At 67.4% G+C, this 14,850-nt stretch carries 19 protein-coding genes; 8 read left to right on the top strand and 11 right to left on the bottom strand.

The window, feature by feature from the left end; translation table 11 throughout:
- Window positions 1-32: 32 nt before the first annotated feature.
- The 3 genes from psb28 to KBZ19_RS13225 are packed head-to-tail and all read left to right on the top strand — an operon-like array spanning window position 33 to window position 2,502.
- Window positions 33-416: a photosystem II reaction center protein Psb28 gene (psb28, locus tag KBZ19_RS13235; RefSeq protein ID WP_094513137.1), complete on the top strand. Its 384-nt coding sequence runs from the start codon at window positions 33-35 to the stop codon at window positions 414-416.
- On the top strand, window positions 413-1,492 hold the full coding sequence (locus KBZ19_RS13230; RefSeq protein WP_255101257.1) for an AI-2E family transporter: 1,080 nt from the start codon (window positions 413-415) through the stop codon (window positions 1,490-1,492). Before psb28 ends, KBZ19_RS13230 begins: the two co-directional genes overlap by 4 nt.
- On the top strand, window positions 1,489-2,502 hold the full coding sequence (locus KBZ19_RS13225; RefSeq protein WP_255101256.1) for an AI-2E family transporter: 1,014 nt from the start codon (window positions 1,489-1,491) through the stop codon (window positions 2,500-2,502). The genes KBZ19_RS13230 and KBZ19_RS13225 overlap by 4 nt, the downstream gene beginning before the upstream one ends.
- Window positions 2,503-2,584: 82 nt before the next feature.
- Here KBZ19_RS13225 and KBZ19_RS13220 read toward each other — a convergent pair whose 3' ends face one another.
- From KBZ19_RS13220 to rsmA, 7 genes are all read right to left on the bottom strand, one after another.
- Window positions 2,585-2,767 carry a hypothetical protein gene (locus tag KBZ19_RS13220; RefSeq protein WP_255101255.1) on the bottom strand — a complete coding sequence of 61 codons (183 nt, stop codon included), beginning with the start codon at window positions 2,765-2,767 and terminating at the stop codon, window positions 2,585-2,587.
- On the bottom strand, window positions 2,764-3,762 hold the full coding sequence (secF, locus tag KBZ19_RS13215; RefSeq protein WP_255101254.1) for a protein translocase subunit SecF: 999 nt from the start codon (window positions 3,760-3,762) through the stop codon (window positions 2,764-2,766). Before secF ends, KBZ19_RS13220 begins: the two co-directional genes overlap by 4 nt.
- A 6-nt stretch (window positions 3,763-3,768) precedes the next feature.
- Entirely contained in the window at window positions 3,769-5,286 is a 1,518-nt protein-coding gene (gene secD, locus KBZ19_RS13210) for a protein translocase subunit SecD (RefSeq protein ID WP_255101253.1), read from the bottom strand.
- Between the two features lies 1 nt (window position 5,287).
- On the bottom strand, window positions 5,288-6,271 hold the full coding sequence (locus KBZ19_RS13205) for a pyruvate dehydrogenase complex E1 component subunit beta (protein ID WP_255101252.1): 984 nt from the start codon (window positions 6,269-6,271) through the stop codon (window positions 5,288-5,290).
- A gap of 266 nt (window positions 6,272-6,537) precedes the next feature.
- A complete protein-coding gene (locus tag KBZ19_RS13200; RefSeq protein ID WP_094513478.1) occupies window positions 6,538-6,846 on the bottom strand; it encodes a DUF3082 domain-containing protein in 309 nt (102 codons plus the stop codon).
- 56 nt (window positions 6,847-6,902) lie between these two features.
- Window positions 6,903-7,898 (bottom strand): 4-(cytidine 5'-diphospho)-2-C-methyl-D-erythritol kinase, encoded by a 996-nt coding sequence (gene ispE, locus KBZ19_RS13195; RefSeq protein WP_255101251.1) that lies wholly within the window; start codon window positions 7,896-7,898, stop codon window positions 6,903-6,905.
- Between the two features lie 13 nt (window positions 7,899-7,911).
- Entirely contained in the window at window positions 7,912-8,778 is an 867-nt protein-coding gene (gene rsmA, locus KBZ19_RS13190; RefSeq protein WP_255101250.1) for a 16S rRNA (adenine(1518)-N(6)/adenine(1519)-N(6))-dimethyltransferase RsmA, read from the bottom strand.
- Between the two features lie 330 nt (window positions 8,779-9,108).
- On the opposite strand from rsmA, the gene KBZ19_RS13185 reads away from it, so the two are divergent.
- Complete coding sequence (locus tag KBZ19_RS13185; RefSeq protein WP_198948297.1) at window positions 9,109-9,357, top strand: hypothetical protein; 249 nt, start codon at window positions 9,109-9,111, stop codon at window positions 9,355-9,357.
- A 15-nt stretch (window positions 9,358-9,372) separates the two neighbouring features.
- On the opposite strand, the gene KBZ19_RS13180 is transcribed toward KBZ19_RS13185, so the two are convergent.
- Window positions 9,373-9,771 (bottom strand): YraN family protein, encoded by a 399-nt coding sequence (locus KBZ19_RS13180; protein ID WP_255101249.1) that lies wholly within the window; start codon window positions 9,769-9,771, stop codon window positions 9,373-9,375.
- Between the two features lie 50 nt (window positions 9,772-9,821).
- Here KBZ19_RS13180 and KBZ19_RS13175 point away from each other — a divergent pair, with 50 nt between their 5' ends.
- The 3 genes from KBZ19_RS13175 (at window position 9,822) to KBZ19_RS13165 (ending at window position 11,264) form a co-directional block, all read left to right on the top strand.
- The gene (locus tag KBZ19_RS13175) at window positions 9,822-10,346 is read left to right on the top strand and encodes a pentapeptide repeat-containing protein (RefSeq protein ID WP_255101248.1); all 525 of its coding nucleotides are present in this window, start codon (window positions 9,822-9,824) and stop codon (window positions 10,344-10,346) included.
- A gap of 18 nt (window positions 10,347-10,364) precedes the next feature.
- Complete coding sequence (locus KBZ19_RS13170) at window positions 10,365-10,796, top strand: hypothetical protein (protein ID WP_255101247.1); 432 nt, start codon at window positions 10,365-10,367, stop codon at window positions 10,794-10,796.
- A 282-nt stretch (window positions 10,797-11,078) separates the two neighbouring features.
- Window positions 11,079-11,264: a hypothetical protein gene (locus KBZ19_RS13165; RefSeq protein WP_094513153.1), complete on the top strand. Its 186-nt coding sequence runs from the start codon at window positions 11,079-11,081 to the stop codon at window positions 11,262-11,264.
- Between the two features lie 168 nt (window positions 11,265-11,432).
- On the opposite strand, the gene KBZ19_RS13160 is transcribed toward KBZ19_RS13165, so the two are convergent.
- Together KBZ19_RS13160 and KBZ19_RS13155 are read right to left on the bottom strand one after the other, a co-directional pair.
- Window positions 11,433-12,230, bottom strand: coding sequence for an MBL fold metallo-hydrolase (locus KBZ19_RS13160; protein ID WP_255101246.1), 798 nt, complete (start codon window positions 12,228-12,230; stop codon window positions 11,433-11,435).
- Window positions 12,231-12,259: 29 nt separating this feature from the next.
- The gene (locus KBZ19_RS13155) at window positions 12,260-12,412 is read right to left on the bottom strand and encodes a hypothetical protein (RefSeq protein WP_198948298.1); all 153 of its coding nucleotides are present in this window, start codon (window positions 12,410-12,412) and stop codon (window positions 12,260-12,262) included.
- A 195-nt stretch (window positions 12,413-12,607) separates the two neighbouring features.
- Between KBZ19_RS13155 and KBZ19_RS13150 the strand changes: the two genes are divergently transcribed.
- Complete coding sequence (locus KBZ19_RS13150; protein WP_255101245.1) at window positions 12,608-14,335, top strand: NAD(P)/FAD-dependent oxidoreductase; 1,728 nt, start codon at window positions 12,608-12,610, stop codon at window positions 14,333-14,335.
- On the opposite strand, the gene KBZ19_RS13145 is transcribed toward KBZ19_RS13150, so the two are convergent.
- The gene (locus KBZ19_RS13145; protein WP_094513159.1) at window positions 14,301-14,663 is read right to left on the bottom strand and encodes an AbrB family transcriptional regulator; all 363 of its coding nucleotides are present in this window, start codon (window positions 14,661-14,663) and stop codon (window positions 14,301-14,303) included. The genes KBZ19_RS13150 and KBZ19_RS13145 overlap by 35 nt on opposite strands.
- Window positions 14,664-14,850: the final 187 nt, after the last annotated feature.

Genomic DNA, 14,850 nt, shown 5'->3' with positions numbered 1-14,850 from the left:
CTGCCTAGGATCGAATTTTCCACCCCTCTGCGATGACGGCTATTCAGTTCTTCCGCGGGGTGGACGAACCCGTGATTCCCGACATCCGGCTGACCCGCTCCCGCGACGGCCGCACCGGCCAGGCGATGTTCGTGTTCGAGGAGCCGGAAGCACTGGCCCCCGAAAGCATTGGTGACATCACCGGCATGTTCCTCCTTGATGAAGAGGGGGAGCTCGTGACCCGTGAGGTGAAGGCTCGCTTCGTGAACGGCCGCGCCAGCGCCATCGAAGCCACCTACACCTGGAAGAACGAAGAAGATTTCGAGCGCTTCATGCGTTTCGCGGAGCGCTATGCCGCGGGCCACGGCCTTGGCTTCGCCGGCCAGGACGACGAGGCTGACGCTGGAGCCCCTGCTGCGGAGTCGGATCCGGCTTGAACTTCGGGAACTGGCTTGGGTTCGCCGCCACCATCGCCGCTGCCGCACTGCTCTGGAGCCTGCGCGGTGTGGTGATTCAGGTCTTTGCCGCCGTGGTACTGGCCATGGCGATCTGCACCCTGGTGGGATTCGTGCAGCAACGGTTGCGCTGCAACCGCTCGCTGGCGCTGTTGGTGAGCGTGCTCGGGCTGGTGGTGGTGCTGTCCGTGGCCATCGCGGTGCTCATCCCCCCCTTCGCCGAGCAGTTCGGACTGCTGCTCACCAAGGTGCCCGCCGCCGCCGCGCTGCTGCTGAAGATGGGCCGCGAAACCCTCTCCTGGGGGGGGGCGATGATCTACGGCCAGCAGGACACCCGCCTTGATTTCGAGTGGTTGACCTCCCTGTTGCCGGCCGGCGGGGACAGCACCGCCGCCCTGGCCGGCGGGATCGGCCAGGGGGCAATGCGGCTCCTGGGTCTGGCGGGAAATCTCGGCAGCGGCGCTGTGCAGCTGCTGTTCGTGGTGGCCGTGAGCCTGATGGTGGCGGTGCAACCCACCGCCTACAGGGAAGTGGCGGTGTTGCTGGTGCCCTCCTTCTACCGTCGCCGCTTCCGCCGCGTGCTCGAACTCTGCGGCACCGCCCTCAGCGACTGGATGGTGGGGGTGTTGATCAGCTCCTGCTTCGTGGCGCTGCTCTCAGGCATCGGCCTCTGGCTGCTGGGGGTGAATCTTGTGATGGCCAATGCGTTGCTGGCCGGCCTGCTGAACGTGATCCCCAATGTGGGACCCACCTTGAGCACCATCTTTCCGATGTCGGTGGCGCTGCTCGATGCCCCCTGGAAAGCGGTGGCGGTGCTTGGCCTCTATCTGGTCATCCAGCATCTGGAGAGCTATGTGATCACTCCTTCGGTGATGCATCACCAGCTCAAGTTGCTGCCCGGCCTCACCCTGTGCGCCCAGTTCCTGTTCACGGTGATGTTCGGACCGATCGGATTGTTGCTGGCGCTGCCGTTGGCGGTGTGTCTACAGGTGATCATTCGTGAAGTACTGATCCACGACGTGCTCAACCCCTGGCAGCTTCAGCGTCGGCTTTCATGAAGCCTCGCGCTGTGCTCGGACTCCTGGGCCTCGTGGTGCTGGGGCTGCTCCTCTGGGAGCTCCGCTGGGTGCTGTTGGTGCTGTTCGGAGCCGTGGTGCTGGCCGTAGCGCTCGATGTGCCGGTCACCCAGCTGCGCCGGCGGCTGCCGATCAACCGGCCCACCGCCCTGTTGTCGGTGCTCGTGGTGTTGGTGCTGCTGGGCTTGAAGGTGTCGGAGCTGCTGTTGCCCGAGCTGGTGGAGCAGGCCGGTGAATTCACGCGCCTGGTGCCGGAGCTGGTGCAGCGCTTGGGGGAACTGGCCGGTGGGATCAAGGGGTTCCAAAGCCTCGAGCAGCAGTTCGCCAGCTTCACCACGTTGGACAGGCTGCAACCGCTCGGCACCCAGTTGCTGGGGGTGGCAGGCAGCACCGCCAATACCACCATCCAGGTGCTGCTGATGGTGCTGCTGGCTTTGCTGCTCGCGCTCGATCCCCGCAGCCACCAGCGCCTGCTGCTTGCCGTTTCCCCGCGCTTTGCCCGCCCCGGAATGGAGAGCCTGCTGCACGATTGCCGTCAGGCCATGGGCGGCTGGCTGGCTGGCATGACGATCTCCGCCGTCACCGTTTTTCTGCTCACCTGGGCCGGCCTGGCGCTGCTGAGGGTGCCGCTGGCCCTGCTCAGCGCCTTGGTGTGTGGCCTGCTCACCTTTGTGCCCACGATCGGTCCCACGGCCGCCACCTTGCTGCCACTGGCGGTGGCCCTGCTGATTTCCCCGGCCAAGGTGCTGCAGGTGCTGCTGCTGCGCCTGCTGCTTCAGAACCTGGAAGCCTTCGTGCTCACGCCCGTGCTGCTCAGCCGTACGGTCAACATGCTGCCCACGGTGGCACTGATGGCCCAGCTCTGCATGGGCGCGCTGCTGGGCCTGCCCGGGGTGCTGCTGGCCCTGCCGCTGGTGGTGGTGCTGCAGGTGATCTGCCAGAAGGTGCTGGTGGAACAGGTGATGGACCGCTGGACGCTGGAAGCCTCTTAGCTGGTTTCCCAGGCAGGGGGCGAAGTGTGGCTGTGATCGCTGCCCAACCCACGGATCGCTGCGATCCACACGCTTGCTGCGTTCAGCGGAAGCGGTTGAACAGCTCAGGCGCCAGCACCAGCACACCGATCGGCAGGGGATGGCGGCTCACCGCGGCGATCACGGCGGCCATGGTGAAGTGATCACTGAGCAGCAGGAATTCGGTCCTGAGTTCAAGCAGCGCCAGCAGCACGAGCACCACCGGCACAAAGGGAATGCGGCTCATGCCAGCGGGCTGCGCGCCCGGTTCGATGCTGTGATCAGGCTGAGCAGGGTGGGCGCCACGCCGATGCTCGACCAACTCCCGACGGCGATTCCAGTGGCGAGCGCCACGGCAAACCAGAACAGGCTGCTGCCGCCAAAGAAGATCATGCCCAGCAGCGGCAGCAGGGTGGTGAGCGAGGTGTAGAGCGAACGGGTGAGCGTGGCATCCACGGCCACATCCACCTGATCCTCGATGGGAAGGTGGCCGAGCAGGGATTTCTGCTCCCTGATGCGATCGAACACCACCACGGTGTCGTTGACGGAATAGCCAGCCACCGTGATCAGCGAAACCGCGAACAGCGAGTCCACCTCCACGCCCAGCACCAGGCCCAGCCAGGCGAACAGCCCGGCCGTGATCAGGACATCGTGGCCGAGGCAGAGGATGGCCAGGGAGGCGAACAGGCGGTCGTAGCGGAAGCTGATGTAGACGGCGATGGCCGCGAAACTCACCAGCAGGGACACCAGACTGCTCCTCAGCAGCTGGACACCCAGGGTGGGACCGATCGTTTCCACCGAGGTGTCTCCCGGAAGGAACGGGCCAATCCGGCTGCTGAGCTGGTCGATCAGGGCCGTGCTCTGATCGGCACTGAGGGTGGGCATGCGCAGGTCGATCGAGAGGCCGCCATCAAGCACCTGCAGAGGGGCGCGCTCGAGCTGGGGTGCGGCCACCCCGGCCTCCTCGGGCAGCTTCACCCGGGCAAGCTGCTCTTCCACCTGCGGCGCCGTGAGCGGAGTGCAGCTGGAACCACAGGCCCGCTCCAGCTGGATGCGGGTGCCACCGGTGAAGTCGAGGCCTGGCCTCAGCGGCAGGCCGATCGACGGATTCAGCCAGCTGAGCAGCAAGCCAATCAGGCTCAGCAGGCAAGCCGCTCCTGAGGCGGCCCAGGCGAGACGGCGATGGCGATTGATGCGGAAGTAACGGATCGCCGGAACTGAATCCGCGGCTGTGGGGCTCATGGGAATTCAGGCGGCAGGGGAGGGAAGCTCGCTGCCCGGGAGGAAGTAGGTGGGGCGTCGCAGCGAGGGGTAGCTCATCAGCAGCCGCAGCAGGGTGCGGGTGCAGGTGAGTGCGGTGAACAGGCTCAGCACCAGGCCGATCGCCAGGGTGACGGCGAAGCCTTTCACCAGGCCCGTGCCGAGGGCGAACAGGGCCACGCAACTGATCAGGCCGGTGGCGTGGCCATCGATGATTGAGGAGAAGGCCAGCGAGAAACCGGTGTCGATCGAGCGGATGAGGGTGTTGCCGCCGCGCAGCTCCTCCTTCACCCGCTCGAAGATCAGCACGTTGGCATCCACCGCCATGCCCACGCTGAGGATGAAGCCGGCGATGCCCGGCAACGACAGCGTGACCGGAATCAGGGCGTAGGCCGCGAGGTTGAACAGGGCATAGAGGAGCAGGGCCAGCACCGAGACGAAGCCGGCCAGGCGATAGACCACCACCATGAACAGGGCTACCAGCGCCAGGCCGCCGAGGGCCGCCACCAGGCTGGAGCGGATGTTCTCGGCCCCGAGCGTGGGCCCCACGGTGCGCACTTCGATGATTTTGATCGGCAGGGGCAGGGAGCCACCGCGCAGTTGCACCTCCAGATCCCGGGCTTCTTCGGCGGTGAAGTTGCCGGAAATGCTCGCGGCGCCACCGGTGATCCCAGCCGCCTTGAACTGTTCGCCCACGCTGGCCTCGCTGATCGAGCGTCCATCGAGCACGATGCCGAGCAGTCGGTTGGTGCCCGCGATCGATTGGGTGAGGCGTGCGAAGGCTTCCCCTCCGGCGCGGTTGAAGTTCAACGTGACATCCCAGCCGGGGCCGTTGGTCTGCTGTTGGCGACCGGCTCCTGTGAGATCACGGCCCGTGAAGGCGGCCGGTTCATAGAGAGCCACGATCCGCTTGTTCACTTCGGCCAGCAGCAGTTCGAGCTGGTCGGCTTCGCTGGCTCCCGCCTGGACTTCCAGGCCCAGGGCGCTGAAGGCCTTGGCCATTTCCTCAGCGGGGAAGCTGGGGGCTGGCGGGGGCGTGGCGCCCGGAGGGAGCCCGGGGGTGGAAGGATCAGCCGGGCGCCTGTTCTTCAGCCGGGCGAGCACGGCGGAGGCCTGGGTTTTCAGGCGCAGCAACCCTTGCATTTCCTGCTCTGTGCCGGGTTTCTGGACCCGGAACTCCAGCAGGGCCGTGGTGCCCAGCACCCTGGCGGCGCGGCTGGGATCCTGCTCACCGGGCAGCTGCAGCAGCAGTTGGTCATCGCCGACGCGCTGCAGGGTGGATTCGGCCACCCCGAGGCTGTTGATGCGGCGATCGAGCACCTCCTGCACCGCTTCCAGCTGCTCGGCCTGCACCTGCCGAATCGCGCCGGCCGGCATCACCTGGAGGGTGAGCTGGCTGCCGCCGCGCAGATCGAGGCCGAGCTGAAGCGGAAACGTGACCAGGACAACCCCGGCGGCAATCGCCAGGGCCAGGATCAGGGCCACCCATCCTTGCTGGCGTGCCATCTCAGAGGGTGCCTGCTTTGAGGCGCCGGGCGGCCTCCACGATCTGGCTGGGCTGAATGATCGTGAGGTTCTCCAGACCGCCGTTGTAGGGGGTGGGGATGTCCTGGCTGGAGAGGCGCAGGGGACGGGCGTCGAGATCGTCGAAGCAGTGTTCGGTGATCAGGGCGATCAGCTCGGCGCCGATGCCACCGGTTTTCATGCACTCCTCCACGACGATCACCCGATGGGTCTTGCGGATCGATCGGCTGATCGTCTCCATGTCGAAGGGTTTGAGGCTGATCAGATCGATCAGCTCCACATCAACACCCTCGGCTTCGAGTTGCTGCACTGCCTTGAGGCAGTGGTGGCGCATGCGGGAATACGTGAGGATGGTTACGTCCTTGCCTTCACGCACCACATCGGCCTGATCAAGGGCGCAGATGTAATCGCCTTCAGGGATCTCCTCGCTGAGGTTGTACAGCAGCACGTGCTCGAAGAAGAGCACGGGGTTGTTATCGCGGATGGCGGCCTTCATCAGGCCCTTGGCGTTGGTGGGGGTGCTGACGGCAACGATCTTGATGCCGGGCACGGCATGGAAATAGGCTTCAAGCCGCTGGCTGTGTTCAGCCCCGAGCTGACGCCCCACTCCGCCGGGGCCGCGCACCACCGTGGGGATCGTGTAGTTGCCGCCGCTGGTGTAACGCAGCATCCCCATGTTGTTGGAGATCTGGTTGAAGGCGAGCAGGAGGAAGCCCATGTTCATGCCCTCCACGATCGGCCGCAGGCCGGTCATGGCGGCGCCCACGGCCATGCCCGTGAAACTGTTTTCCGCGATCGGGGTGTCGAGCACGCGCAGCTCGCCGTATTTCTCGTAGAGGTCCTTGGTGACTTTGTAGGAGCCGCCGTACTGACCCACGTCTTCGCCGAACACGCAGACGGTGGGGTCTTTTGCCATCTCCTCGTCGATGGCGTCGCGCAGGGCGTTGAACAGAAGGGTTTCTGCCACAGGGGAGATGCGGACCCGGCGCAGGTGCCGGAAGTGGGGCCAACTTATCTCAGGCCCGCCAGTCGCAGCCTCGCTGCGTTGGAGGGGAGGTGCAGGCTCGCTGGTCTGAGGGCTGCCAGGGTGAAGCCGGTGCCGCTCAGCCGCCGGCCGCGAAGGTGGCGAGCAGGAGCACCGACAGGATCATCCCCGGCGAGAGCAGCAGGGCCAGCAGGCCGAGATCGTGAGGGGTCATCGCAGCGGTGGGGGAACCGGTGGTGGCAGCAACCTTAGGAAGGCTCGGTGGAGCTGGCGGGCAAGAGGCTGCGAATGAACACGAGGAACAGGCCCAGGCCCACGAAGGCGAAGCTGAAGGTGGCCAGGAAGCTCATGCCCACGATCAGGGTCTTCATGGCGGTGCCGATGCTCTGGGCGAACGGTTTGCTGTAGTGCGGCGGATGGAGGGCGAAGTAGGTCACCACCCGTTGGCTGAGCAGCAGGCTCACCCAGGCCAGGGCGCCGCTGGTGACGGCACCGGAGAGGAAACTGAGCGGCCCCTTGCGGGGCGGAGCGGTGGGTGAGGCGGCGGCCGCTGGCATGCCGCTGCTGGAGCTGTTGCCGGAGGCGCTGCCGGGGTCGGTCTGCTGGGGGTCGCTCATCGTGGGGCGTCGGGATCGGGGACGGAGCCGGCCGGGGGCATGGCCTGATCGCTGATGACCCTGGCACCTGCCGGCGTGAAGCGGCAGCACCAGGCGTCGAACCCCGCGGCCTGCAGGGCCGGAGCGAGCTGCTGCTGGGCCGCAGCGGCTTCAGCGGCGTTGCTGAACAGAGCGAACAGGCTGGGCCCGGATCCGCTCATCGCCACGCCGAGGGTGCCGGCCAGGCCGCGCATCAGAGCCAGGCCCTCGCGCACGCTGGCCTGCTCCGGCTCCACCACGGCCTGCAGATCGTTGCGCAGGGGCGGCAATCCGCGCTCTCCCCGCAGGGCGGCCAGCAGCGGCCCGCCGCGCAGGTGCTCCCGGCGTTGCTCGAAGTCGGCCTCGCAGTCGAGGTAGAAGTCGCCGCGCAACTCCCGGCAGCGCCCATAGGCCCACGGCGTCGACACACTCACCGCTGGATCCTTGATCAGCAGCACGGCCAGGGGATCGGCTGCCGCCGGCACCGGCTCCAGCTGCTCTCCCCGCCCGAAACACAGCTGGCTCCCCCCGGCGAGGCAGAACGGCACATCGGAGCCCAGCTCCGCCGCCAGTTCCAGCAGGCTCGCCGGGGGGAGATTCATGTTCCAGAGCTGGTGCAGGCCCACCAGGGCGGCAGCCGCATCGCTCGACCCTCCCGCCAGCCCGGCTCCGATCGGGATGCGTTTTTCCAGGTGGATGTCGGCGCCCCGCAGCGGCCCCTCCAGCCGCTGCTGCAGCAGCAGGGCGGCGCGGCTGATCAGGTTCGTGCCGTCCGTGGGCAGTCCCGGGCGGTCACAGCTCAGTTGGAGGCGGCCATCGTCCCGTTCGTGCAGGACCAGCCGGTCTTCCAGATCGATGCTCTGCATCAGCATCGCCAGCTCGTGGAAGCCATCCGGCCGCAACCCGAGCACTTCGAGGTGCAGGTTGATCTTGGCGGGAGCGAGAACGGTGAGGCTGCGGCTCAGTGCTGCCATGGGTTGCGTTGGGCTACGGATCGGGATGGAGGCTCGCCTTGTCTGCGCTGAGAGGGGCGGCTGGCGCCGAGGCTTCGGCCTGATTCAAGCCCTCCGCCAACGCCACCCAGCGCTGGGGCTCCAGGTCCTGGGGGCGCTGCTGCAGATCGATGCCGGCGGCAGCGGCCAGGGCACTGAGTGCCTCCGCCGGCAGCAGGCCCGCCAGGGTGTTGCGCAGCATCTTGCGCCGGGCTGCGAAGCAGCGCCGCAGCAGCCGCTCCACCGTGGCGGCCACGGAAACGGGCAGCCGCTCCGCCAGTGGCAAGGGCTCGATCACGATCACCTCCGAGTGCACCCGGGGCGGCGGCTGAAAGCAGCGAGGGGGCACGGCGCACACGCCCTTGCAGCGGGACATCAACTGCATGCGCACGCTCAGGGCGCTGTAGGCGCTGCTGCCTGCACGGCAGCGGATGCGTTCCCCCACCTCCTGCTGCACCAGCAGCACCAGCCGCGAGTACGCCGTAGTGGCAGGGCGGTCGAGCCGGCCCACCAGCCGCTCCAGCAGCGGACCGGTGATGTTGTACGGGATGTTGGCCACCACCTTGGTGGCCAACGGCAGCTCAAGCTCAAGCACATCCCCCTCCAGCAGGCAGAAGCGGGGATCGCCGCCAAACTGCTGGCGCAAGCCGACCACCAGGTCGCGGTCGAGTTCCACTGCCGTGAGGCTGGCCAGGGGGGTTTGCAGCAGCCGTTCGGTCAGCGCCCCCCGGCCCGGCCCCACCTCCAGCACCCGGTCGTGGACGTCGAGTTCGGCCGCCCGCACGATGCGATCGAGCACGCCGGCATCGGTGAGCCAGTGCTGGCCGAAGCGTTTGCGGGCCCTGTGGCCGCTGAAGGTCATGACCCTGGGCGTGAGATCTCCCACATTGCCTTCCGGTGCGGCTAGAGAAGGTGCAGTGACGGGGACCGGGCGATGGCTGCATTGGTACGCGTTGAACCCATGGCACCCGTTGAACACGCTGAGCCCGCAGAGCGGGTGGAGCCAGTGGCATCGGCGGCTTCGGCCACGACTGGCTTCCCTGAGGCCGTTGTGATTCCGCTGACCTCAAGGTCCGCTGGCGTCCCGCCGGCTGCCGTGAGCCCTGCAGCGCTCATCCGAAGCCGGGCGCGGCACATAGCGCACCCTGGCCGTCATTCACTGGCCTGGGTCGGCTGGATCGGCGCTTTGGCCATGCCCCTGCTGAGTGGTCCGGCGCTGGCTGGCAGCGCCACCGCCGATTCCGTCTGGGACCGTGACAACGCCAAACAAAGGGCCATGCAGCAGGTGCCGGCGGGCGCCACGGTCACCAGCACGCGCTGCGAAGACTTTTCGGTGGGAATGGACAACACCCGCTACCGCTGCACGGTGGAGTTCACCGTTCCCGATCCGTCGGTTCCCGGCACGAGCACGCCCGCCCCCGCTGGCCTGTCCAGCCCCTGAGCGGACCACCCGCGCTCACCATTCGAGCCGCAGCCAGCACACCGGTGCCCGGGCCGGTGGCAGCGGCACCAGCGCGCACACCGCTTCCACCGGCAGGTGCCTCCAACAGGGGTGTTCGCACAGCCAGCACGACCAGGCGGCCGCCAGCCGCTGCCGTTTGCGTCGAGTCACGCTGGCCCTGCCCCAGCCATCGGCACCGCTGCGGCGCCGGCCCTTCACCTCCACCAGCAGCAACCGGCCCGGCTTCAGCAGCACGAGGTCGAGTTCGCCCCATCGGCACTGCCACCGCTGAGAGAGCAGCCGCCAGCCTCGCGTCTGCAGCAGCCGCAGCGCCCGCTGCTCCGCCCAGCGGCCGGGCACGGTGCAACGGCTGCGCGCCCGGTCGGCGCTCTGTTGCGGTCGGGCTCCTTCCACGAACGGCCAAGGCGTGTGTTCCTAGGGTTCCCTCTCTGTCCCTTGCTGCCATGGCCTCCCCGCTGCGCTGCCGCGCCGGACTTCCTTGCCGTTCCTGGCTCGCTTCGCTGCTGCTGGTGCTGGTGCTGGCGCTGGGCGTGGCGCTATTGCCGGCGGCGCCTGCCCAGGCGGCGATGGACTATGCCAAGCAGGTGCTGATCGGCGCCGATTTTCATGGCAGCGATCTGCGCGGCGTCACCTTCAGCCTCACCAACCTGCGCGAGGCCGATCTTTCCGGTGCCGATCTGCGGGGGGCCACCCTGTTCGGCGCGAAATTGCAGGATGCTGATCTCCATGGCGCCGACCTGCGTGAGGCCACTCTTGACTCCGCGGTGCTCGATGGCACCGACCTGCGCGACGCCTTACTGGAAGATGCCTTTGCGTTCAACACCAAGTTCAACGCGGTGAAGATCGATGGCGCTGATTTCACCAATGTTCCCTTCCGGGCCGATGTGCTGAAGAAGCTCTGCCTCGATGCCACCGGCACCAACCCCGTCACCGGCCGCTCCACCCGCGCCAGCCTCGGCTGCGCCTGATGGTCCTCCTTCCGTGCCATGAGCTTTGATCCCCGCAGCCTTGAGCGGCTTCGGGAGCTGGGCCGCCAGCTTCCCCAGCCCTTGCCGGCCCCGCAGGCCCGCCCCGCTGCCGCGCCGCAGCAGCGGCTGCATGCGGTGGAAACCGAGCAGGACCCGGACAAGCTGTTTCATGAGCTGATCAAAGCGAGCCCCGATGGCTTGGTGCCGCCCCATCTGATGGAGCGTCTTGCGACGCTCGAGACCGCCAGGCGGGAGCGTCAGCGCCAGCAGCCGCCGGCGGGTGCGCCTGCTGGAGCAGCAGCAGCAGCGGCGGTTCCTGGGGGCCTTGGCCCCGCCCGAACGCCCCGGACCCCCCTGGCGGGCGCCCCCGCTGCCGCCGCCATCCGCGAGCACGAGCAGTTGTATCGCGAGTTCCATTCGCTGCTGCTGGAAGACGAGCCAGACAGCTGACCCGAGCGCTGACTGCCGGGTACCGGCAAGGCTGGACAGGCGCATCTACAGCCGCTGGCGTTGCTTGGGCTGGGCAGGCACTGGGTCAAGCGCCAGTGTGCCAGTGCCGCGATCGGCCGACAGTCATGATCCGCATTTGCCGACTCATGCGACTGCGATGTGACTGGCTGTCAACTGTTCGCAATCTTCCGATACATTTCGGGGGTCAACCTTCTCCCTTCTGTGTTGGCTCACGCCGTCGCTCACCAGCGAGGCCTGCGTTCCCGTTCCCCTCTTCTGCTGATGTCTGTTCAACCCGGTGAATTTGTGCTTCTGGCCAGCCAGGCCGGCACCAGCTTCCAGGTGGTGAGCGTCGATGACATCGACGACCGCTGCTGGGTGCGCCGCTGGCCGCTCACCCGCAGCGGCTCGCCCCCGTTCGCTGTGCCGATTGCCGCTGTGATCAGCCTGCGCGCCGCTGCCGCCTGACCCCCGCGCCCGCCCCCTTTCCCTTCGAGGCCCCACCATGATCCCGATGCAAGCGATCCTGCTCAACAGCCTGCTCGGCAAGGGGTTTCGTTGCCTCCTGCTGGGAGCCTGCACCGCGCTGCTGGCGGAAATGCTGCTCATCACCGCCGGCTGAGCTCACTGGTCGCGTCAGCTGGCGGCGGTGCCTGAACTGGCACCACCAGCATGGGCCACGGCGGCGGCTGGCTGGCGTTGCTCCAGGCGGTAGCGCTCGCCGGCCCTTGAATCGATCAGCCGGCACCCCTCGGGCAGCATCGCCGCCGCGGCCTGCAGCGATCCCCTTAGCCAGAGCAGCCGGTTCAGGGCACCCTCAAAGCGCACATCCCCGCCGGTGGTGCTCACCAGCACGGTGAGGGGCTTGAAACGCTCCACCAGCTGGGGCAGCACCTGCTGGCCCTTCACGAACGCCCCCACCAGCGGCAGACCCAGATCCACCACAGGCGTGATCACGGCGTCCAGCGGCTGCTCCGGCAGGCTGGGATCAAGGAAACCATGCGGTTCCAGGTAGAGACGGCCGCCTGGATGGTCGAACAGGTAGCCGTTTTCCGGCTGCGGCACCGGAGCCCCCTGCGAAGCCGTGAGGCGCAGCTGCTCGTGGCAGTGGCTTTCGCCGTGCGCCAGGGCGGTGAGCTGGGTGAAGCCAAGCGCGCGCGCGCGGGCCACCGCCGCGGGAGACCCCACCACCGGAGTGGTCGGCGGGAGCAGCGCCAGGCTGGCGGGATGGCAATGGTCGGGCAGCCCCTGGGTGAGCACCAGCAGATCGACCGGCAAGGGAGCGGGACGCTCCTGCGGCAACTTGCCACGGAAAAACCAGGGGCCAGGTGGAAACTCCAGGGGGCCGGTGAGCCAGGGATCCACCAGCACGCGCAGGGCACCGAACTCGAGCAACCAGCCATTGGCACCGAGATAGGTGGCATGCAGGGCCATGGAGGCGGGCGAGCGGCTGGCCCCGGACGCTAGACGCCTTGCCAGCGCAGGCGCGAGGGGCGCCCACCAGATGCCGCGGGAGCGGGGCGGACCAGTTGCCACAGCAGCACGGCATGGGCGCTGAAGCGCACCGCGCTGAACACCGCCAGAGCGACGCAGAGGGGGCAGTGGGTGAGTCCCATGCGAAAGCGGGAAGTCCCCCCACCCTGGCACCGCTTGGTCTCGGTTGGTGGTGGATGGGTTGGGGCGCACAGCTTTGCAACCCTTCCGGCGGCAACCGGCCGGCCGGGCCGGCGCGACTCGGCCTGTGCGAGCGGGGCACGGACTGTTGGAATGAGGGGGTGCGTCAGGCCGCGCCAGGCGCGGTGGCAGATCCTGTGTTGCGGCTTAGCGAAGTCAAGCTCCCTCTCGATCACGGGGAGGAGGATCTGCGCCAGGCGATCCTGCGGCGGCTGGGGCTTCCCGCGGCCGCTCTGCTCGGCCACCGCGTGGTGAAGCGCAGCGTGGATGCCCGCAGCAAGGCGGAGATCCGCTTCAGCTACAGCGTGGATCTGGAGCTGGCCGACGAGAAACCGCTGCTGCGCCGCTTCCGCAACGATCCGCACCTGCGGCCCACCCCGGACACCACCTACCGCTTCGTGGGCAAGGCTGACGCCGCCGACCCCCAGGATCGCCCGATCGTGATCGGCGCCGGTCCCTGTGGCTATTTCGCGGCCCTGCTGCTGGCCCAGATGGGCTTTCGGCCGCTGCTGCTGGAGCGCGGCAAACCGGTGAAGGAACGCACTGCCGATGCCTTCGGCTTCTGGCGCCATCAGCGTCCGTTCGACCCGGAATCCAATGTGCAGTTCGGCGAGGGTGGCGCCGGCACCTTCTCCGACGGCAAGCTCTACAGCCAGGTGCGTGATCCCCTGCACCACGGGCGCAAGGTGCTGGAGGAGCTGGTGGCCTGCGGAGCGAATGCGGAGATTCTCACCCTGCAGCGCCCCCATATCGGCACCTTCAAGCTGGCCACCGTGGTGCGTGGGCTGCGGGCCCGCATTGAGGCGCTGGGGGGTGAGATCCGCTTCCAGAGCCGCGTCGATCGCCTCGTGCTGGAGCCCTGTGACGGTGAGGGTGGCAGGCAGCAGCGCATCTCTGGGGTGGTGCTGGCCGATGGTTCCGTGCTGCCGGCCCACCACGTGGTGCTGGCGGTGGGACACAGCGCCCGGGACACCTTCGCGATGCTGGAGGCTGTGGGGGTGGCGATCGAAGCCAAGCCTTTTTCGATCGGCGTGCGGATCGAGCACCCCCAGGAGCTGATCGATCGGGCCCGCTGGGGGCCCTTCGCCGGCCACCGGCGTCTTGGACCAGCCGAATACAAGCTGGTGCATCACGGCAGCGCCGGCCGCAGCGTCTACAGCTTCTGCATGTGCCCCGGCGGGCTCGTGGTGGCCGCCGCCTCGGAGCCGGGCCACGTGGTGACCAACGGCATGAGCCAGCACTCCCGCAACGAACGGAACGCCAACAGCGCCATCGTTGTGACGGTAGGCCTCGAAGACCTGGCGCCCTATGGCAAGGCGCCCGGCGACCCCCTGGCGGGGGTCGCGTTTCAGCGCCACTGGGAGGCGGCGGCCTTCCACGCGGCGGGCTCCACCTACCACGCCCCCGCCCAGCGCCTGGGCGATTTCCTGGCCAGCGGAGCGGAAGAGATCGACCTGGCCGTTGCTCCTTCTGCCCCGGATTCTCACCCGCCTGGCCCGGCGTCTGGCCTGTCGGCGACGGCCCCCCAGCCCTCCTACGCGCCGGGGGTGCGCTACGGCGATCTGCGCGCCTGCCTGCCCCCGTTCGCCGTGCAGGCGCTGATGGAGGCCCTGCCGGCGTTCGAGCGTTCCATTCCCGGCTTTGCGGCACCCGAGGCCGTCATGACCGGGGTGGAAACGCGCACCTCATCGCCGGTTCGAATTCCCCGATTGGATGATTTCCAGAGCCTCAACATTGCGGGGCTCTTCCCGGCAGGGGAAGGGGCTGGTTACGCCGGGGGGATCCTCTCTGCGGCAATCGACGGCATCAAAGTGGCCGAAGCCGTTGCGCTCACTCGTCTTCGTCGTCGGAGCCCAGCGGGATGAGTCGGATCTGCTTGCGCCCCAGCTTGATCTCGAAATCATCCCCCGGTTTCAGGTCGAGCAGGGCGGTATAGGCCTTGCCCACCATCAGGTTGCCGTTGAACTGAACCTTTGTGGTGAAACTCAGCTTGCGACCGCCTTTTCCTACCTTTGGATTGGCCCCGAAATCCACCCCCTTGGCATTGAGCAGTGCCTCGTAGAAGGCTGTGAAATTCAGGCGCTCACTATCGTTCTTCTTTGTGGAGACATAGCCGCAGGCCCGCACGATGTCGGATTTGCTTGCATCCCCCATCTCCTTGACTTTGGCGAGAAGGTCGGCGCCACTCAACATTGGCCTTTCACCCAGAACCTTCTCATTATCTGATAAACGTTTGTTTGATGCAAGGGTTTTTGCGGTCCTTCAGGGCGCATCGACCACCTCATCTGGTCATGCTCATCGCTATCTCGCCCATGCACCGTGAGGATTCGCGGCTGGTGGTTCCCATGCCCCACGCTGTGGCTTGTCGTTTCCCCCTCGA

Origin of the sequence: Synechococcus sp. L2F (assembly GCF_024345695.1) — a bacterium.
GTDB lineage: Bacteria > Cyanobacteriota > Cyanobacteriia > PCC-6307 > Cyanobiaceae > MW101C3.
This window is presented reverse-complemented; position numbering and strand designations above follow the sequence as displayed.